Origin of the sequence: Nocardia sp. CDC159 (assembly GCF_023740735.1) — a bacterium.
GTDB lineage: Bacteria > Actinomycetota > Actinomycetes > Mycobacteriales > Mycobacteriaceae > Nocardia > Nocardia pulmonis.
In genome coordinates this window covers 296,364-314,230 of the sequence record NZ_JAMRXH010000003.1, presented here as the reverse complement: position 1 = coordinate 314,230, position 17,867 = coordinate 296,364, and the positions used below count along the sequence as shown (strand labels likewise).

Sequence of the window (17,867 nt, the reverse complement as noted above, 5' to 3'; positions counted from 1 at the left end):
CGTTGCATAACGGGAGCGGGTATGGAACAGACCGAAGTCGCCGTCATCGGCGCGGGATTCGCGGGTCTGGCCGCGGCGCGCGAGTTGCAGTCGCGAGGCATCGATGTCGTGGTGCTCGAGGCGGCCGATCGGGTCGGCGGCCGCGCGCTCACGGTGCGCTCGGCCGCTGGCAGTCCGGTGGACCTGGGCGGTCAGTGGGTCGGTCATGATCACGCGCGCATGACCACCCTGGCGGCCGAATCGGGAATGACGCTGCTGCCGACGCCGGTCGGCGGTCCGGCACTCGTGGTCGAGCAGGGGCGCGGGGCAAGGCGTATGCCGCTCACGATCGCGGGCGTCGGTCTGGCGCTGCTGCGGCTGGAGTTGTCGGCGCGGACGTTCGCCGGTGCGCGGGCCGAGCGTGTCACCGTGGCCGAATGGGTGGACAGGATCCCCGGCGACCGGGTGCGGCGGCTGCTCGAAGTGGTGCTGTCCGAGGCGTTCGCCGCCGACCTGGACCAGCTGTCGCTGCGGACGTTGATCACCGGCATCAGATCGGCGGGCGGGCTGCGGGTGATGCTCGGAACCGCAGGGGGAGCGCAACAGTCACTACTGTCCGGCGGTGCGGGCGCGCTGGCGGAGGTGCTCGCCGCGAAGCTGGCCCCGGCCGTGCGGCTGAGTCGTCCCGCCACCGCGATCGCGTGCACGGCCGAGGGGGTGATCATCGAGACCCCGGCCGGTCCGCTGCGGGCCGCGCGGGTGATCGTCACCGCCCCACCGCCGATCGCGGCCGCGATCCGGCACGATCCGCCGCTGCCCGCGAAACAGCGGCGGGCGCAGCGCGATACCGTCATGGGCACGATCTACAAGGCGGTCGCCGTCTACGACACCCCGTTCTGGCGGGCCGGGGGTGGCAGCGGTGAAATGCTCACCCTGGACGGGCCGGTGCCCGCATGCTTCGACATCTCGCCGCCCGGCGGCCCGGGTCAGCTGTGCGTCCTGATCCCCGGCCGCCGCGCCCTCGCCCTGGACCGGCTCGATCCGGACGAACGCCGGGAGGTCGTGCTGACGGTACTGGCCCGCCATTTCGGCCGCGCCGCCGCGAATCCACTGAGCTGGCACGAGAAGTCCTGGCATCTCGATCCGCAGGTGGGCGGCGGCTACAGCGCGCTGCCCAAGCCCGGCGCACCGGCCGCGCTCATCGACGCCACGACGCCGGTCGGGCCGATTCACTTCGCGGGCACCGAGACCGCGCCGCGCTGGACCGGATATCTCGAGGGCGCCGTCCGATCCGGAGAGCACGTGGCCGCGACGGTCGCCGCCGGCCTGCGGTGAGGGTCAGCCGCGCCGCACCGCGGCCAGCGCCTTGCGCGCGGCGACCAGAACCGGATCCCACACCGGGGAGAACGGTGGCGCGTACCCGAGATCCAGGGCGGTCAGCTGTTCGACGGTCATCCCGGCGGTCAGGGCCACGGCGGCGATATCGATGCGTTTGCCCGCGCCCTCGCGGCCCACGATCTGGACGCCGAGCAGGCGGCCGGTGCGGCGTTCGGCGAGCATCTTGACCGTCATGGGCGCGGCCCCGGGGAAATAGCCCGCGCGGCTGGTGGATTCGATCGTGGTGGTGACGTATTGCAGGCCCACCCGGCGAGCGTCCTTCTCGCGCAGGCCGGTTCGGGCCACCTCGAGGTCGCAGACCTTGCTGACCGCGGTGCCGACCACACCCGGAAAGGTGGCGTAGTCGCCGCCGACCCCGGCGCCGATGATCTGGCCGTGCTTGTTGGCGTGGGTGCCCAGCGGAATGTGGCGCAGCGAGCCGGAGACCAGGTCCAGCACCTCCACGCAATCGCCACCGGCCCAGATGTTCTCGTGGCCGCGCACCCGCATGGCCAGGTCGGTGAGCAGGCCGCCGGACGCGCCCAGCGGCAGTCCGGCGGCGTGGGCGAGATCGGTGGCGGGGCGTACGCCGATGCCGAGTACGACGACGTCGGCCGGGTATTCGCCGTCGGCGGTGGCGACCGCGCGGGCCCGGCCCGCGTCGTCGGTGCGCACGGCGGTCACCTCGGCGTCGTCGACAACCCGGATGCCCATGCCCTGCATGGCCTTTCGGATCAGCACGCCCATATCCGGATCCAGCGTCGACATGGGCTCGGTGCCGCGATTGATCATCGTCACCTCGTAGCCGCGATTGATCAGCGCCTCGGCCATCTCCACGCCGATGTAGCCCGCGCCCACCACGACCGCCCGCCGTCCGCGGTCGGCCGCCAGGGTATCGATCAGGGCCTGCCCGTCGTCGAGGGTCTGCACGCCGTGCACCCCGGCGGCGTCGATGCCCGGCAGCGGCGGGCGGATCGGGGTCGCGCCGGTGGCGATGACGAGTTTGTCGTAGTCCCACCAGGTTTCGGCGCCGCTCGCCAAATCCCGGGCGCGCACCCGGGTGCCGGGCACATCGATCTCGACGATCTCGGTGCGCAAACGCAGATCGATATCGCGGGCGCGATGCTCCTCGGGCGTGCGGGCGATGAGGTCGTCGCGATCGGCGACCTGACCACCCACCCAGTAGGGGACGCCGCAGGCCGAGTAGGAGGTGAAATGTCCCCGCTCGAACACCACGATCTCGAGCTCGTCGGCGCCCTTCAGTCGCCGGGCCTGCGATGCCGCCGACATGCCCGCCGCATCGGCGCCGATGATCACCACGCGTTCGCTCATGGGTTCACGGTACGAGACCACGGTTCGCGGGTGATCGCGGTCGACGACAAGGAATCTAGTTCTGAAAAAGGCATCTTGTTGAAGGTGGTGATCTCTGCTGTAATGGCCCGGATTGCCGACGAGTGAAGAGAGTGCGAGCGATGCGGGTTCGGGACAGTGTGGCCGTGGTGACCGGGGGCGCGTCGGGGCTCGGGTTGGCCACCGTGCGGCGGTTGGTGGCCGAGGGGGCCCGGGTGGTCGTGGTGGATCTGCCGGACTCCGAGGGTAAACAGGTCGCCGCCGAGATCGGGACCGTCTTCGCGCCCGCGGATGTGACCGACGAGGACGAGGTCGAGGCCGCCTTCGAGGCCGCGGACCAGCTCGGGGACGTGCGGGTCGTGGTGAACTGCGCGGGAATCGGGCTGCCCGGCCGGGTGCTCACCGGGGAGCGGGTGCTGCCGCTGCACGCGTTCGGGTTGGTCGTCGAGGTGAATCTGATCGGGACGTTCAATGTGCTGCGGTTGGGGGCGCAGCGGATCAGCCGGGCGGAGCCGATCGAGGGCGAGCGCGGGGTGATCGTGAATACCGCGTCGGTGGCGGCCTTCGACGGTCAGATCGGCCAGGCCGCCTATTCGGCATCCAAGGCGGGCATCGCGGGGATGACCCTGCCCCTGGCCCGCGATCTGGCCGACCACCTGATCCGGGTGGTCACCATCGCCCCCGGCATGTTCGACACCCCGCTGCTGGCCGCCCTGCCGCCGGAGGCCAAGGCCTCGCTGGAGGAGCAGGTGCCCCATCCCAAGCGGCTGGGAGCGCCCGCGGAATACGCGGCGCTGGTGGCGCACATCGTCGAAAATCCGATGCTCAACGGCGAGGTCATCCGGCTCGACGGGGCCATTCGCATGGCTCCGCGCTGAGTTCGAGGCCCTTCCCTCCGACTGGAACAGGTTATAGATTGGTCCCGCGACACCGTTGTCCGCGGGAAGGAAGCCATGTCCGCCACCGCATCCGAGGCCGAATTGCTGGCGGCCGTCGAGCAGTCGCCCCGGGCGGTCGCCGCGCACGATCGCACTGGCTGGGTGGGGCTGTTCACCCGCGACGGCCGCATCGAGGATCCGGTGGGCTCGCGCCCGCATGTGGGCACCGCCGCCATCGAACGCTTCTACGACACCTTCATCGCGCCGAACTCGATCGTGTTCGATGTCGAGCACGATGTGGTCTGCGGGATGAGCGTCTTTCGCGATCTGGCCATCGAGATCACCATGGCGGGGGTGGCGCTGCGGGTGCCCATGCATTTGCGCTACGACCTCGTCCGGTCGGCGGAGACATTGGAAATCGCTGAGCTGCGCGCGCATTGGGAGCTTCCGGTGATGGTCGGCCAGCTGCTGGCCTCGGGCCTGCCCGGACTCCGCGCGGCCGCGACGCTGGGGCCGCGGCTGGTCGGGAATCAGGGGATCGGCGGCACGGTGGGTTTCGCGCGCGGATTCGTGCGGGTGAGTGCGGCGGGGAAGCGGCTGGCGACGGATGTGCTGGCGGCGGCGGGGCGGGGCAGCGTCGGCGCTGTTCGAAATGGCCTGTCGCCCGGAGCGGTTGTCGAGTGGCCCGTCGGAAACGCGATCACCCCGGAGGAATTCGTCGCGCGGGCGGCGGGAGTGCGTATCGGTAAACCGATTTCGGCGGGGCGATTCGTCACCGCGACCGTCGAGAGCACGGCGGGGCGCGGGGTTGCCGAACTCGAGGTCGCCTCGGGCGGTAGACGGGTCGCGATGGTGCGGATCTTCGCGCCGGACTGAGCCCAAGTGGGCGTTTGTCCAGCTAGATTAGGACGGACGGGTCGGCTTGTTGTGCGGGCGAGGGGTGCGATCGCGGGGCAGAATGCCGGGTGTGGATGGCTGTGGCGCGCAGGCATCGGATGACCGGCGGGTCGACAGGCCCGACGGGGCGGGGGCGCGCAAGCGGCACGGTCGGCACTACACGCCGGAGCGGTTGGCGGGATTTCTGGCGGAGCGGTTGGTCGAGAATCTGGCGGGCGGGTGGGGCGGCGGGGAGTTACGGATCTTGGATCCGGCCTGTGGGGACGGGGAGTTGTTGGTGGCGGCGCGGCGGGTGCTGACGCGGCGGTTTCCGGGGGCGCGGATGCGGTTGGTGGGATACGACCTGGACGAGAGCGCGGTGCGGGCGGCCGCGGCACGGGAGCCGGGCATCGAGTGGCGGGTCGGTGATTTCCTCTCGGCGGCAACGGATCTAGCCGATGCGGGATTCGACGCCGTCATCACGAATCCGCCCTATGTACGGACCCAGCAGCTCGGGGGTGAGACGGCGCGGCTGCTCAGCAGGCGTTTCGGATTGCAGGGGCGGATCGATCTGACCCACCCGTTCGTGGCGAGCATGCCGCGGTTGCTGCGGCCCGGGGGCGTGCTGGGGTTGTTGTGCGCCAACCGGTTTCTGTCCACCAAGGCGGGGGCGAATCTGCGGGAGCTGCTGTGTTCGGAGCTGTCGCCGGTGGAGCTGTACGACCTGGGCGATACCAAGCTGTTCGACGCCGCGGTGCTGCCCGCGATCACCATCGCGGTCCGCGGCGTCCGCCCGGCGCGGTGCCGGTATGTGTCGGCGTACGAGATCGACGGGGCGGCAACGGATTCCGGTATGGACCTGTTCGCCGCGCTGACCCACTCCGGTGATTGCGTCGTCGACCACTTCGGGCGTCGGATCGCGATCGAGGTCGGCACCCTCGAGACCGGCCGCGCCGCGCCGTCGATCGATTACTCGGTCCCCTGGCGCATGTCGCGGCCGGGGACCGATGCCTGGCTGGGGCGGGTCGGGCGGGGCACCTGGCGCACGTTCGGGGAGTTGGCGCGAATCCGGGTGGGGATCAAGACGACCGCGGATCGAGTGTTCATCTCCGATCGCTGGGACGAGCGGGAGCCCCGGCCGGAGCGGGAATTGCTGTTCGATCTGCTCACCCACCACGATATGGCGGCGTGGCGGGTGGAGCGGATGCGCGATACGCGGGTGCTGTATCCCTACGATGTGACGCGGCCGCGTCGCACACCGGTGGATCTGGCCCTATTTCCCGGCGCCGCGGCCTATCTGGCCGAGCACAAGGATGCGCTGGCCGCGCGGAACTATCTGACCGCGAGTGGGCGCGAGTGGTTCGAGATCTGGGTGCCGCAGCGACCGCAGCTGTGGAAGTCGCCGAAGGTGGTCTTCCCCGATATCAGCGTCCGGCCGCGCTTCGCCCTCGATCGCAGCGGCGCCATCGTCAATGGCGACTGCTACTGGATCTCGGTGCCCGACCTCGGCTCCGACACCCTGGCCCACCTCATGATGGGCGTGGCCAATTCGACGCTGGGCCTGCGGTTCTACGATGCGGTCTGCGGCAACCGGCTGTATGCGGGCAGGCGGCGCTGGATCACCCAGTACGTCGCTCGCCTGCCGCTGCCCGATCCGCACACCAGCTCCGCCCGCGCGCTGGCCGAGCTGGTGCGCGGGCTGGTCGACGGCCGCGACCTCGACGCCGGGGAACTCGACGAGCGCGTGGCCGCCGCCTTCGGTATCGGGTCGCTGTCGGGGCCGTGACGCTCAGCGGCGCTGGGAGTTGACCATGGGCAGCAGGGTGCGGCGGGCGAATTCGCGCGCGGCGCCCTCGTCGCCGAGCGGGATCAGGCCGTCGGGGGTCAGGGCGAGCGATTGCGCCAGGCGGGCCATGATCTCGGCGACCAGATCGGCGTCGAAGTCCAGCTCGGCATCGGCCTTCTGCAGCCCGCGCAGCTTGTCGGCGAGGTAGGCGCGGCCGACGGCCAGGATGGGACCGGCCTCGATGGTCAGACGGGGCAGGATCATATCGGGTTCGGTGCGCAACAGCCGCTGCAGCAGCTCGTTGCGGGCCAGCAGCGTGATGAAGGCGACGAACACCTCGACCAGCTGGTCCTCACCCTCGGCGATGGTGCCGACCCGCTCCTCGATCTCGGCGACGAACAGCTGTGCCTCCCGCACGCCCACCGCCTCGACCAGGTCGTTCTTCGATTCGAATCGCCGATACAGGGTGGCCGGGCTGATCCCGGCGCGGCGGGCGATCTCGCCCATGCTCGTGCGCTTGATGCCGAAGTCGAGGAATGCGGACAGGGCGCTCTCCAGCAGTTGTTCGCCGTCGGAGCGCGGCTTCTCCAGAATGCGCGCGAGGATGGGGGGAACGGTGGGCATCGAATCTCCAGTCGTCTGGCGGACACCCGCGTCGATGCGGAAGGCGGACAATCATTATCTCATCCGATCGCGCTGCCCGGAGCCGCCGCGCCCGACACCCCCTATCGCTCACCGCAGATTCAGCGTCGCCATCTCCCATTCGATCGCGTTCGCCGCGAAATCGCTACCGCTGGACCGCAATTCATGCACCCGGCGCTGCAGGGCCTCGATTCCGCCGGGTTGTGCGGCGATATCGGCCACGCTGATCCGCCCCTTCGGCCGGTGCATACCGGACGACTCGTGCGACACCGTGAAACCTCCTGCTCACCCTCATCGCGAGCCCGACGAACGGACGCGCCCCAGCCGCACGGGCACATGTCGGCGGCAGGTCCGAACCCCGGTCACGCTGGCAGAATGCTAACAAGACAGCTACCTGGTCATCTGACCAGTGTGGTCTGTATCACAGCTGCTTGGTGTCGTCCCGATGGGTGGCGATGCTGTGCACGTAGACCGCGGCGTTGAGCTTGATCCGCTCCCGCTCCGCCTCGCCCAATTCCCGGCGCACCTTGCCCGGTACCCCGGCGACCAGCGAGCCCGGCGGAATCCGGGCGTTCTCCGGAATGAGCGCATTGGCCGCGATCAGGCTGCCCGACCCGATCACCGCGCCGTTGAGCACGGTCGCGCCCATGCCGATCAGCACATCGTCGCCGATCGTGCAGCCGTGCAGGATCGCGTTGTGTCCCACCGAGACTCCGGTGCCGACGGTCAGCGGGAAGCCGGGGTCGGCGTGGAGGACGCAGCCGTCCTGGATATTGCTGCGCGCGCCCACGGAGATGTCCTCGATATCGCCGCGCAGCACCGCGCCGTACCAGATCCCGACCTGCTCGCCCAGCGTCACCCGCCCGATCACGGTGGCGCTCGGCGCGATCCACGCGCTCTCGTCGATCCGCGGTGCGTGCTCACCCAGTTGAATCCTCATGGCCGAGAACTTAGTTGTTGTCGAACATGGCGCGGTGGGCGGCCGGGGGCGAACCGGCCGGACGGGTGATCCGGACCGAGCGGGTCGGTGGCGATCGTTCCGGTCGCGCCGTTGCCGCAATTGCCTTGATGGAAGCGGATTTCGGTCAGGCGGGCGATTCGGATGGATGACGTGACGAACTATGCACCTTGTCCAGCATTCCAGCAAGATAGTTGCCAGTTGATTGCCATCTTGCGAATCGCCGCCGCCGGATCGTGGCGGGCGCCGCTGCGGTGGGCGACGATGGCGCTATGAGAATCGGGGTGCCGCGGGAGATCAAACCGCAGGAGGAACGGATCGCGCTGACCCCCGCCGGGGTCGTCGAGCTGGCCCGGCACGGGCACCGCGTGCTGATCGAGGCCGGTGCGGGCGTCGGCTCCGGATTCGGTGACGACGACTATCGCGCGGCGGGGGCGCGCATCGTTGGTTCGGCCGACGACGTCTGGCAGGATGCTGAGCTGTTGCTGAAGGTGAAGGAGCCGATCGCGGAGGAGTATCCGCGCCTGCGCGCCGGACAGGTGCTGTTCACCTTCCTGCACCTGGCCGCCTCGCGGGACTGCACCGATGCCATCCTGCGCTCGGGCATTACCGCGATCGCCTACGAGACGGTTCGCGGTCGCGACGGCTCGCTGCCGCTGCTCGCGCCGATGAGCGAGGTCGCGGGCAAATTGGGCGCTCAGGTGGGCGCGTATCACCTGATGTCGCCCGCCGGGGGCGCCGGGGTCCTGCTCGGCGGGGCGCCCGGGGTGCGGCCCGCGGAGGTGGTGGTGCTCGGCGGCGGCGTGGCCGGATCGAATGCGGCGAGTGTGGCGGCCGGGATGGGCGCTCGGGTGAGCGTGCTCGACACCAATCCGATTCGGTTGCGCGAGCTGGATATTCGCTTCGGCGGGCGGGTGAGCACCGTCGCCTCGCAGGCCGCGGAGGTCGAAAGATCGGTACTGGCCGCGGATCTGGTGATCGGGGCGGTGCTGGTGCCGGGCGCGCGGGCGCCGCGGCTGGTGCCCGACGGGCTGGTGGCGAAGATGCGGCCGGGCTCGGTGCTGGTCGACATCGCCATCGATCAGGGCGGCTGTTTCGAGAGCTCGCGCCCCACCACGCACGCCGATCCGACCTTCCCCGTGGCGAATTCGCTGTTCTACTGCGTGGCGAATATGCCGGGCGCGGTGCCGCACACCTCGACCGTGGCGCTCACCAACGCGACGCTGCCGTATGTGTTGGCCATCGCCGACCGCGGGTGGCGGGCGGCCTGCGCGCAGGATCCCGGGCTGGCGCAGGGGCTGACCGCCGATGCGGGACAGCTGTTCTCCGACGAGGTGGCGCGGGCGCACGGACTGCTCGCGGTGGGCGCGCCGACGGCGGTGTGACGGGCTACATGTACCAATCCGGTTCGGCCGCGGGCAGATCGCGCAGCTTGTCCGGGTTGCGGACGACATTGATGCCGGTGATGCGGTCGTTCTCGATGATGAACGACCACACTCCGACGTGCTGTCCGTCGAACACGATGAGCCCGGGGGCGCCGTTGACCGAGACGAATCGGCCCCAGACCCCGTTGCCCGCCCGGTACCAGCCCAGCAGCACCTTGGCGACCAGCTCGGCACCGCTGATCGGTTTGCGGATCGCAGGCACCTTGCCGCCGCCGTCGGCGGTCAGGGTGACCTTGTCGTCGAGCACACCGAGCAGGGCGCTCAAATCGCCGGAGCGCCAGGCCATCGCGAACGCCGACACCGCCTTGGCGTGCTCGTCGCGGCTGGCGGGGAAGCGCGGGGTGCCCTCCTCGACCCGCTTGCGGGCGCGGGAGGCCAGCTGCCGCACCGCCGCCGGGGTCCGCCCGACCACCTCGGCGACCTCCGGTCCGCTCATACCGAAGACCTCCTGCAACACGAAGGCGGTGCGCTCGGCCGGTGACAGCGATTCCAGGACCACCAGCAGGGCGGTGGTGACGCGCTCGTCCTGGGTGATTCGGTCGGCGGGGTCGTCGTTCCAGCCGCTCACCTCCGGCTCGGGCAGCCATTCGCCGACGTACTGTTCGCGGCGGGCCCGGGCCGAACCGAGCTGGTCCAGCGCCAGCCGCCCGACGACGGTGGACAGCCAGGCCCGCAGATTATCGATTTCCATTCCGGGAGAACGATTTTCGTGCCAGCGCTGCAGCCGCAGCCAGGCCTCCTGCACGACGTCGTCGGCATCGCTGAGGCTGCCCAGCGTGCTGTAGGCCAGCCGCCGCAGATACTGCCGGTGCTCCTCGAACCGACGCGCCAATTCCGTCTGGTCGATCTCGTCGGGGCGCTGTTCGGTCACGCGTGTCATCCTTCCGTTCCGTCGGGAGCCTAGCGGCCGCGTCATTCGGTTGACGACGCGGCGGGTGCGGGTGTGACGGCGGCTGGATCCGCGGCGACCCGGTCCCGCGGGCTCGGGGCCGAGGTCACGGGGGCCGTGCCGGTATCGCGATGGGGAGGCGTGGCCGTGCGCGAGGGTGGGCGGTGGGCCGCTACCCTCTCCCGGTGCGCAAGGGGATGTCGACGGCCGCCGGGCTCGGGTTGGGATTCGCGCTGGATCGGGTGTTCGGCGATCCGCGGCGCTGGCATCCGGTGGCGGGGTTCGGATCGGGCGCGGCCGCGGTGGAATCGGCGCTGTACCGCGACGACCGAGCGGCCGGGGTGGTCTACGAGGCGGTGCTGGTGGGCGGGGTCGTGGTAGCCGGTGCCGCGGCGCAGCGGTTGGGGCGCAACGAATTCGGCCGGGCGGTGGTGACCGCGCTGGCGACCTGGACGGTGCTGGGCGGGCGGTCGCTGGTGCGGGTGGGACGGGAGATGGCCGATCGGCTCGAGACCGGCGATATCGACGGGGCGCGGGCGCTGCTGCCGTCGCTGTGCGGGCGGGATCCGGAGGTGCTGGACGCCGACGGCCTCGCGCGGGCGGCGCTGGAATCCATCGCGGAGAACACCTCGGACGCGGCGGTGGCACCGCTGTGCTGGGGCGCGGTCGCGGGGGTGCCGGGCCTGCTGGGATATCGCGCGGTGAACACCCTCGACGCGATGGTCGGCTACCGCAACGACCGCTACCGCGAATTCGGCTGGGCGGCGGCCCGAACCGACGATCTGGCCAACCTCGTCCCCGCCCGCCTGAGCGGCGTGCTCACCGCCCTGCTCGCCCCCCTGGTGGGCGGCCACCCCCGCACGGCCCTCGCGGCCTGGCGGCGCGACGCCGCGGCCCATCCCAGCCCCAATGCCGGTGTGGCCGAGGCGACCATGGCCGGTGCCCTCGGCGTCCGCCTCGGCGGCCGCACGCAATACCGGCACGGCGTCGAACTCCGGCCCACCCTCGGCAGCGGACCCGCGCCCCGCGTGCCGGATCTGCGCCGCGCGGTTCGGTTGTCGGAGGCTGTGCAACTCGCGGCGGCGGCCGTGGCCGTCCTGACCGCTGTTCGGCGCTCCTGACGCCGCGCTGGCCGGTTGGTCGTCCGAGAGGTCGCGGAGCAAGGGAAGTGGTTCGGGGCGTGGGTGGTCAGCGGCGGGTGTTGCCGTAACGGTCGGCCAGGCGGTCGGCGTTGGTGCGTTCGCGTGGCGGCGAAGGTTTTGGGGGAGTGGGTGATTCGGTGGTGGGTGCGAGATCGGAAGGGGGAAGGGAGGTTTCGGTCGGCACCGGCTCCCGCGTGGGCGTGGCGCGTTCGCGGCGGCGTTCGCGCAGTTCGGCGTAGACGAAGTAGCCCAGGCCGAGCGGTGCCATGATGCCGAAGGCGATCCACTGCAAGCCGTAGGACAGGTAGGGTCCGGCGTCGAGCTGTGGCAGCGGGCGGGGGGTGAACGCGCCCGGCTGGCCCTCGGTCAGTTGCAGGTAGCCGCCCGGGCCGCCGGTCGGGATCGCGGTGAGTTCGCTGCCCAATACCGTCGCGAGCTGGCCGGTGTCGATCGAATAGACCTGCCGGTAGCCGTCCTGGGTCATCGGATCCTTGCCCGGGGTGACGCCCTCGGACTTGCGGATCCGCGCCTCGATGCGCTGCTCACCGGCGGGCGGCTCGGGGACCTGTGGCAGGCGGATGCCGTCGGCGGCCGCGAGCAGGCCGCGATCGACGAGCAGGACGCGGCCGTCGGTCAGGCGGAAGGTCGCCAGCACGCCGTAGGCCGGATTGTCGTTGAGCCGCTGCAGGCGCTCGACCACGGTCGAGCCGGGAACGTAAGTGCCGGTGGCGATTACGCGCCGCCACTCGGTATCCGTGGCGCCCGGATCGGCGAGCAGCGTGGTGACATCCACCGGCGCGGCCTCGACCGAGGCGGCGATGAGCTTGTTGCGATGCGAGGTGGAGCTGTTCTTGCCGAGCTGCCAGGGGGCGAGGATGGTGAAGCACAGATAGGCGAACGCGACGACCACGACGGCCAGAATCGCCCAGCTGGGTCGCAGCAGGAAGGTCAGCCGACGCAGCAGGTTCATCGCGGCAGCCGCTCGTGCACCCAGTCGAGCAGGGCGGGCACGGCGGCCTCGATCTGCTCGCGGACCAATTCGAAATCGGCGTCGTCGCCGTAGTACGGGTCCGGGACATCGGGATCGTCGGCGTCCGGATCGAAGCTGCGCAGCAGCCGCCTGCGCTCGGGCGGGACGCCGAGGCGGGTGAGATCACGCTCGTGCGAGGTGTCCAGGGCGACCACCAGATCGGCGTCGAGATGGTCGGCCCCCACCATGGCCGCGACATGCCCGACCGGATAGCCGTGCCGGTTCAGCACGGCGGTGGTGCGCGCGTCGGCGTCGGATCCGACGTGCCACGCGGTCGTCCCCGCGCTGCTCACCCGCACCCGATCGGCCAGCCCGGCCCGCTCCAGATGCGCGGCGAAGATCTTCTCGGCCATCGGGGACCGGCAGATGTTGCCGGTGCAGATGAAGGTCACGTGCAGCTCGCCCACGACAGCCATTCTGTCCGGTGGCCGGGTGCCGCGGCCACGTAGGGTCTGGGCCTGTGCTCGAAACCACCGCGAACCACCGTGCCGTCCCTCGTCGCCGCGGGGGAGGCGGCCGATGAGCGCGGAATTCGATCGGGAGCTGCTGCGGCATCACGGGGACGTCGACGTCTCCCCCGGAATGCTGGATTTCGCGGTGAACGTGCGGGCCGGTGGGCCGCCGGCGTGGTTGCGCGAGCGATTGGCCGCGCGGCTGGGTGAGCTCGGGCGGTACCCCGCGGCGACCGAGGAGTTCCGCGCCCGGGACGCGGTGGCGCGGCGGCACGGGCGCGCGCCGGAGGAGGTGCTGTTGCTCGGCGGCGGGGCCGAGGGCTTCGCCATGCTGCCGCGGCTGGCTCCGCGGTTGGCCGCGGTGATACATCCGTCGTTCACCGAGCCCGAACTCGCCCTGCGCGAGGCCGGGGTGGCGGTGACGCGGGTGGTGCTCGAGCCCCCGTACGCGCTGGATCCGGCGCGCGTTCCCGACACGGCCGATCTGGTCGTGCTGGGAAATCCGACCAATCCCACCTCGGTGCTGCATCCGGCCGACACCATCGCCGCCCTGCGGCGTCCGGGACGGATCGTGGTGGTCGACGAGGCATTCCTCGACGCCGTGCCCGGTGAGCCGGAATCCCTTGCCGGGCAATCCCTTGCGGACGTGCTGGTGCTGCGCAGCCTCACCAAGACCTGGGCGCTGGCCGGGCTGCGCTGTGGTTACCTGCTGGGTCCGCCGCCGCTGCTGGCCCGATTGGCGCACGGCCGCGCGCATTGGCCGCTGGGCACCTTGCAGCTGGAGGCGATCGCGGCGACCGCCGAACCGCACGCGGTCGCGGAATCGAATTCGCGCGCGGAGCTCGTCGCCGCCGATCGCGGTGCCATGATCGAGCGGCTGCGCGAACTCGGCGTGGCGGTGCACGAACCCGCGCATGGTCCCTTTCTGCTGATCCGGGTGCGCGATGGCGAACTGCTGCGAAAACGGCTGGCGGATCAGGGAATCGCCGTGCGCCGCTGCGATACCTTTCCCGGCCTGGACGGTGATCATCTACGGCTGGCCGTCCGCGCGTCCGCCGAGGTCGATCGCCTCATCGCGGCTATCGGCGAATCTCGGTAACGGTGCGCAATGTCGAATCAATTTCGCTGGAAATAGTCGGCGTGGTCATCGGCTGGCTGCGGTACGCGATCGGGATGTAACAGCTCGAACCGGTCGGGCTGGGGCCGAGCGGTAGCTTCTTGGGGACGAGGTTGCGAGCGATGGCGAGGAGGGCCGGTTGACCGGTGTGACTGTCGGGGATGTGGTCGGGGCGCTGGAGGCGGCCTATCCGCCGCGGCTGGCCGAGTCGTGGGACTCGGTCGGACTGGTGTGCGGGGATACCGGGGAGCCGGTCGAGCGCGTGCTGTTCGCGGTGGATGCGACCGCGGCGGTGGTGGACGAGGCGATCGACTGGGGCGCACACGTTCTGGTGGTGCATCATCCGCTGTTGCTGCGCGGGGTCGACACGGTGGCCGCGAGCACGCCCAAGGGGGCGCTGGTGCATCGGCTGATCCGCGCCGGAGGCGCGCTGTTCACCGCGCACACCAACGCCGACTCCGCCGATCCGGGCGTCTCCGACGCTCTTGCCCAGGCGCTGGGGCTCACCGTCACCGGGCCGCTGGAACCGAAACCCGCTGGGTCGGTGGACGAGTGGACCGTGCAGGTACCGCGCTCGCACGCCGACGCGGTGCTGGCCGCGCTGTTCGAGGCGGGCGCGGGCGGGAGTGGCCACTATCGCGACTGTGCCACGCGGGTGCCGAGCGCCGGGCAGTTCCGGCCGGTGGCCGGGGCGAATCCGGCGGCCGGTGCGGTCGGTGAGCTCGAGGTGGTCGAGCAGGAGCAGCTCGCGGTGGTGGCCCCGCCGGGCAGGCGCGCCGCCGTACTGGCCGCCCTGCGCGCGGCGCATCCCTACGAATCCCCGGCCTTCCAGGTGACCGAGCGGGCGGCGCTGCCGTCCGGGCTCGGGCTGGGCCGGGTGGGGGAGCTGACCCGGCCGGAAACGTTGCGCGCCTTCACCGCTCGCGTCCGGGCCGCGCTGCCCGGCACCGCGTGGGGCGTGCGGGCGGCGGGCGATCCGGAGCGGATGATCCGCACGGTCGCCGTCTGCGGCGGCGCGGGCGATTCGTTTCTCGGCACCGTGACGCGTCTGGGCGTGGACGCCTACGTCACCGCCGACCTGCGCCACCATCCGGCCGACGAACATCTGCGCGCGGGCGGTCCAGCGCTCGTCGACGCCGCGCACTGGGCCACCGAATTCCCATGGTGTGCCCAGGCCGAGCGGGTGGTGCGAACGGCCCTGCCGGACTTGACCACTCGGGTGTCGACCATCCGCACCGATCCCTGGACGCTGGGCGCGGCCGACTGCTGAGGCGTTATCCCGCGACGATCTGCGGCTCGTGGTCCACCGGGAAGTTCATCGAGTTGGCGATGAAGCAGCGCTTGTGGGCCGCGGCGTGCAGCGCACGGGCATCGTCGATCCGCGCGGCGTCGGTGATGGTCACCCGCGGGCGCAGCACCACGCGGTGGAAGCGCTCGTCGTCCATCGTGCCCTCGGCCGCGTCGCGGTAGTTGGTCACGACGATGCCCGCCTCGGTGCACAGGTGCAGGTACCAGAGCATGTGGCATTCGGACAGGGACGCGACCAGCAGCAGCTCCGGATTCCAGCGGTCCGCGTCGCCGCGGCCGATGATCGGGTCCGCGCTGCTGGGCAGCGGCGGGCGGCCCGGTGCGAATGCCTCGTGATTGCGGGAATAGGCGCGATAGCCGGTGGTGGCCCCGCTCCACACCACTTCCACCTCATAGCTGTGCATGCCAATGAGACTGCCACGGACTCGCTTTCGGCCGCCGCCGAAATATCGCGGCCGCCGATCCGAAACCAATGGGGTGGGGTTGGGACCGAACCCGGCGCGGGCGGGGTACGGTTGAGGGTCCGTGCTGGGCACCCGACCGGGGCCCGACCGTCCGAAGTGTCGAGGAGTAAGTTCCGCGTTGAATGTCGAACCACCGATCCAGGCCAAGCTGCTCGACCTCGCCGCCGTCGACGCCGAACTGACGCGCATCGAGCATCGCCGCAAGGTGCTGCCCGAGGCCCAGGAGGTGCAGCGGCTCGAGCAGGAGCGCACCGCCCGCAAGGATGCGGCGGTGAAGGTCGAGATCCTGATCGACGACCTGGACCGCGACATCCGCAAGCTGGAGACCGAGATCGACGGCGTGCGCAAGCGTGAGCAGCGCGACCGCGGCATGCTCGAGGGTGGCAGCGTCGGCGCCAAGCAGCTGTCGGAGCTGCAACACGAGCTGGGCAGCCTGGAGCGCCGCCGCGCGGTGCTCGAGGACGATCTGCTCGAGGTGATGGAGCGCCGCGAGGCCGCCGTCTCCGACCACCAGCACGCCGGGGCCAACCTGTCCAAGGCCGAGGCGGATCTGGCCGACGCCCAGCGTCGCCGCGACGAGGCCCTCGCCGACCTCGAGGTCGCGGCCCAGCGCTGCGCCGGGGACCGCGACGGCCTGCTCACCGCCTTCCCCACCGAACTGCTCGCGATCTACGACAAGCAGCGGGCACAGCACGGTGTCGGCGCGGCGCTGCTGCAGGCTCGCCGCTGCGGCGCCTGCCGTATCGAGCTGGACCGCGGGGAGATCGCCCGCATCGCCAAGACCGCGCCCGAGGTCGTCGTGCGCTGTCCCGAATGCGGCGCGATCCTGGTGCGCACCAAGCAATCCGGGCTGTGACGCCGGTGCTGGTCATCGTCGAGGCGGACGGCGGCTCGCGCGGCAATCCCGGTCCGGCCGGGTACGGTGCGGTCGTCTGGGACGCCGATCACGCCCAGGTGCTGGCCGAACGCAAACAGGCCCTGGGCATCGCGACCAACAATGTCGCCGAATACCGGGGTCTGATCGCGGGTCTGGAGGCCGCCGCGGAGCTGGGCGCGCGCGAGGTCGAGGTGCGGATGGATTCCAAACTCGTCGTCGAGCAGATGTCCGGGCGCTGGAAGGTCAAGCACGAGGCCATGATTCCGCTGGCGGATCGGGCGCGGCGGCTGGTGGCCGGATTCGATCGGGTGCGGTTCCAGTGGGTGCCGCGGGCGGAGAATTCGCATGCCGATCGGCTGGCCAACGAGGCGATGGACGATGCGAAGCTGATCGACGGAGTGCGCGAGGCGGATTCCGGCGCGGACGCGTCGGGCTGGGATCGGACGGTATCGACAGGCCACTCGACCGAGGCAGGTTCCGTTGCGGCGCAGGGCCATGCGATCGGCGGGGATATCGCTCCGGCCGGAACGGCAAGCGGCGCGGAACGACCGCTTTCCGATTGGACCGCCGAGACCGCCGCGCAGGCGACCGATCCCGCCGAGATCGCGACTGCCACATCCAGTCCCGGCTGGACCGGTGCTCGTGGACGGCCCACCCGATTGCTGCTGCTGCGGCACGGGCAGACCGAACTGTCGGTGCAGCGCCGCTATTCGGGCCGCGGCAATCCACCCCTGACCGCCCTGGGGCGCGACCAGGCCGCCCGAGCCGCGAAATACCTTGCCGCCAAGGGGGATATCGCCGCCGTCGTCACCTCGCCGCTGGACCGCGCCCGCGAGACCGCCGAGGCCGCCGCCCAAGCCCTCGCCGCCCCCGTGCGGGTCCTGAACGGCCTCATCGAAACCGATTTCGGCGACTGGGAGGGCCTGACCTTCCTCGAAGCGGCACAGCGGGATCCGGACCTGCACGCCCGCTGGCTCGGCGACCCGTCCCTGCCCGCCCCCAACGGTGAGAGCTTCGACCAGGTCCGCGAGCGGGTCGAGGGTGTGCGGCGAGATCTGGTGGGCCTGTATCCCGGCCAGAACATCGTGGTGGTCAGCCACGTGACCCCGATCAAGACCCTGCTGCAACTGGCCCTGGGCGTCGGCCCGAGCCTGCTGTACCGGCTGCACCTGGATCTGGCGTCGCTGTCGATCGCGGAGTTCTATCCCGACGGCGGGTCGTCGGTGCGGTTGGTGAACGAGACGTCGTACCTGTGAGGCGGCGTGGTCAGCCGTGGCCGGTTCTGCGGAATCCGCCT

General features: G+C 70.9%; 18 protein-coding genes. 10 read left to right on the top strand and 8 right to left on the bottom strand.

Annotated features, from left to right (window positions below):
• Window positions 1–21: 21 nt before the first annotated feature.
• Window positions 22–1,314 carry an FAD-dependent oxidoreductase gene (locus NDR87_RS08400; RefSeq protein ID WP_251910560.1) on the top strand — a complete coding sequence of 431 codons (1,293 nt, stop codon included), beginning with the start codon at window positions 22–24 and terminating at the stop codon, window positions 1,312–1,314.
• Between the two features lie 3 nt (window positions 1,315–1,317).
• Here the strand turns inward: NDR87_RS08400 and NDR87_RS08395 are convergent, their stop codons facing one another.
• Window positions 1,318–2,688, bottom strand: coding sequence for an FAD-dependent oxidoreductase (locus NDR87_RS08395; protein WP_251910559.1), 1,371 nt, complete (start codon window positions 2,686–2,688; stop codon window positions 1,318–1,320).
• A gap of 140 nt (window positions 2,689–2,828) precedes the next feature.
• On the opposite strand from NDR87_RS08395, the gene NDR87_RS08390 reads away from it, so the two are divergent.
• The 3 genes from NDR87_RS08390 (at window position 2,829) to NDR87_RS08380 (ending at window position 6,246) form a co-directional block, all read left to right on the top strand.
• Window positions 2,829–3,584 carry a 3-hydroxyacyl-CoA dehydrogenase gene (locus NDR87_RS08390; protein ID WP_251910558.1) on the top strand — a complete coding sequence of 252 codons (756 nt, stop codon included), beginning with the start codon at window positions 2,829–2,831 and terminating at the stop codon, window positions 3,582–3,584.
• Between the two features lie 75 nt (window positions 3,585–3,659).
• Window positions 3,660–4,460: a nuclear transport factor 2 family protein gene (locus tag NDR87_RS08385; RefSeq protein ID WP_251910557.1), complete on the top strand. Its 801-nt coding sequence runs from the start codon at window positions 3,660–3,662 to the stop codon at window positions 4,458–4,460.
• An 82-nt stretch (window positions 4,461–4,542) separates the two neighbouring features.
• Window positions 4,543–6,246: an Eco57I restriction-modification methylase domain-containing protein gene (locus tag NDR87_RS08380; RefSeq protein ID WP_251910556.1), complete on the top strand. Its 1,704-nt coding sequence runs from the start codon at window positions 4,543–4,545 to the stop codon at window positions 6,244–6,246.
• 3 nt (window positions 6,247–6,249) lie between these two features.
• Here the strand turns inward: NDR87_RS08380 and NDR87_RS08375 are convergent, their stop codons facing one another.
• The 3 genes from NDR87_RS08375 to NDR87_RS08365 form a co-directional block, all read right to left on the bottom strand.
• The gene (locus tag NDR87_RS08375; RefSeq protein ID WP_251910555.1) at window positions 6,250–6,870 is read right to left on the bottom strand and encodes a TetR/AcrR family transcriptional regulator; all 621 of its coding nucleotides are present in this window, start codon (window positions 6,868–6,870) and stop codon (window positions 6,250–6,252) included.
• A gap of 108 nt (window positions 6,871–6,978) precedes the next feature.
• Window positions 6,979–7,158, bottom strand: a complete 180-nt coding sequence (locus NDR87_RS08370) for a hypothetical protein (RefSeq protein ID WP_251910554.1) — start codon at window positions 7,156–7,158, stop codon at window positions 6,979–6,981.
• 151 nt (window positions 7,159–7,309) lie between these two features.
• A complete protein-coding gene (locus NDR87_RS08365) occupies window positions 7,310–7,828 on the bottom strand; it encodes a gamma carbonic anhydrase family protein (RefSeq protein WP_251910553.1) in 519 nt (172 codons plus the stop codon).
• Between the two features lie 290 nt (window positions 7,829–8,118).
• Here NDR87_RS08365 and ald point away from each other — a divergent pair, with 290 nt between their 5' ends.
• A complete protein-coding gene (gene ald, locus NDR87_RS08360) occupies window positions 8,119–9,231 on the top strand; it encodes an alanine dehydrogenase (protein ID WP_251910552.1) in 1,113 nt (370 codons plus the stop codon).
• A gap of 4 nt (window positions 9,232–9,235) precedes the next feature.
• On the opposite strand, the gene sigJ is transcribed toward ald, so the two are convergent.
• Window positions 9,236–10,162: an RNA polymerase sigma factor SigJ gene (sigJ, locus tag NDR87_RS08355; RefSeq protein ID WP_251910551.1), complete on the bottom strand. Its 927-nt coding sequence runs from the start codon at window positions 10,160–10,162 to the stop codon at window positions 9,236–9,238.
• 215 nt (window positions 10,163–10,377) lie between these two features.
• On the opposite strand from sigJ, the gene NDR87_RS08350 reads away from it, so the two are divergent.
• Entirely contained in the window at window positions 10,378–11,301 is a 924-nt protein-coding gene (locus NDR87_RS08350; RefSeq protein ID WP_251910854.1) for a cobalamin biosynthesis protein, read from the top strand.
• Window positions 11,302–11,368: 67 nt separating this feature from the next.
• Here the strand turns inward: NDR87_RS08350 and NDR87_RS08345 are convergent, their stop codons facing one another.
• Window positions 11,369–12,283 carry an SURF1 family protein gene (locus tag NDR87_RS08345; protein ID WP_251910853.1) on the bottom strand — a complete coding sequence of 305 codons (915 nt, stop codon included), beginning with the start codon at window positions 12,281–12,283 and terminating at the stop codon, window positions 11,369–11,371.
• A 5-nt stretch (window positions 12,284–12,288) separates the two neighbouring features.
• Window positions 12,289–12,768 carry a low molecular weight protein-tyrosine-phosphatase gene (locus NDR87_RS08340; protein ID WP_251910550.1) on the bottom strand — a complete coding sequence of 160 codons (480 nt, stop codon included), beginning with the start codon at window positions 12,766–12,768 and terminating at the stop codon, window positions 12,289–12,291.
• 103 nt (window positions 12,769–12,871) lie between these two features.
• Here NDR87_RS08340 and cobC point away from each other — a divergent pair, with 103 nt between their 5' ends.
• Window positions 12,872–13,903, top strand: coding sequence for an Rv2231c family pyridoxal phosphate-dependent protein CobC (gene cobC / locus NDR87_RS08335; RefSeq protein WP_251910549.1), 1,032 nt, complete (start codon window positions 12,872–12,874; stop codon window positions 13,901–13,903).
• 157 nt (window positions 13,904–14,060) lie between these two features.
• A complete protein-coding gene (locus NDR87_RS08330; protein ID WP_251910548.1) occupies window positions 14,061–15,191 on the top strand; it encodes a Nif3-like dinuclear metal center hexameric protein in 1,131 nt (376 codons plus the stop codon).
• A 4-nt stretch (window positions 15,192–15,195) separates the two neighbouring features.
• On the opposite strand, the gene NDR87_RS08325 is transcribed toward NDR87_RS08330, so the two are convergent.
• Window positions 15,196–15,633, bottom strand: a complete 438-nt coding sequence (locus NDR87_RS08325) for an OsmC family protein (protein WP_251910547.1) — start codon at window positions 15,631–15,633, stop codon at window positions 15,196–15,198.
• Between the two features lie 178 nt (window positions 15,634–15,811).
• Between NDR87_RS08325 and NDR87_RS08320 the strand changes: the two genes are divergently transcribed.
• Window positions 15,812–16,549, top strand: coding sequence for a zinc ribbon domain-containing protein (locus tag NDR87_RS08320; RefSeq protein ID WP_251910546.1), 738 nt, complete (start codon window positions 15,812–15,814; stop codon window positions 16,547–16,549).
• Entirely contained in the window at window positions 16,546–17,826 is a 1,281-nt protein-coding gene (locus NDR87_RS08315; protein WP_372494112.1) for a bifunctional RNase H/acid phosphatase, read from the top strand. The genes NDR87_RS08320 and NDR87_RS08315 overlap by 4 nt, the downstream gene beginning before the upstream one ends.
• The last annotated feature ends 41 nt before the right edge of the window (window positions 17,827–17,867 follow it).

Coding starts and splice junctions, on each gene's coding strand:
- NDR87_RS08400 (WP_251910560.1), top strand. CDS start 22: ATGGAACAGACCGAAGTCGCCGTCATCGGCGCGGGATTCGCGGGTCTG.
- NDR87_RS08395 (WP_251910559.1), bottom strand. CDS start 2,688: ATGAGCGAACGCGTGGTGATCATCGGCGCCGATGCGGCGGGCATGTCG.
- NDR87_RS08390 (WP_251910558.1), top strand. CDS start 2,829: ATGCGGGTTCGGGACAGTGTGGCCGTGGTGACCGGGGGCGCGTCGGGG.
- NDR87_RS08385 (WP_251910557.1), top strand. CDS start 3,660: ATGTCCGCCACCGCATCCGAGGCCGAATTGCTGGCGGCCGTCGAGCAG.
- NDR87_RS08380 (WP_251910556.1), top strand. CDS start 4,543: ATGCCGGGTGTGGATGGCTGTGGCGCGCAGGCATCGGATGACCGGCGG.
- NDR87_RS08375 (WP_251910555.1), bottom strand. CDS start 6,870: ATGCCCACCGTTCCCCCCATCCTCGCGCGCATTCTGGAGAAGCCGCGC.
- NDR87_RS08365 (WP_251910553.1), bottom strand. CDS start 7,828: ATGAGGATTCAACTGGGTGAGCACGCACCGCGGATCGACGAGAGCGCG.
- ald (WP_251910552.1), top strand. CDS start 8,119: ATGAGAATCGGGGTGCCGCGGGAGATCAAACCGCAGGAGGAACGGATC.
- NDR87_RS08350 (WP_251910854.1), top strand. CDS start 10,378: ATGTCGACGGCCGCCGGGCTCGGGTTGGGATTCGCGCTGGATCGGGTG.
- NDR87_RS08340 (WP_251910550.1), bottom strand. CDS start 12,768: ATGGCTGTCGTGGGCGAGCTGCACGTGACCTTCATCTGCACCGGCAAC.
- cobC (WP_251910549.1), top strand. CDS start 12,872: ATGAGCGCGGAATTCGATCGGGAGCTGCTGCGGCATCACGGGGACGTC.
- NDR87_RS08325 (WP_251910547.1), bottom strand. CDS start 15,633: ATGCACAGCTATGAGGTGGAAGTGGTGTGGAGCGGGGCCACCACCGGC.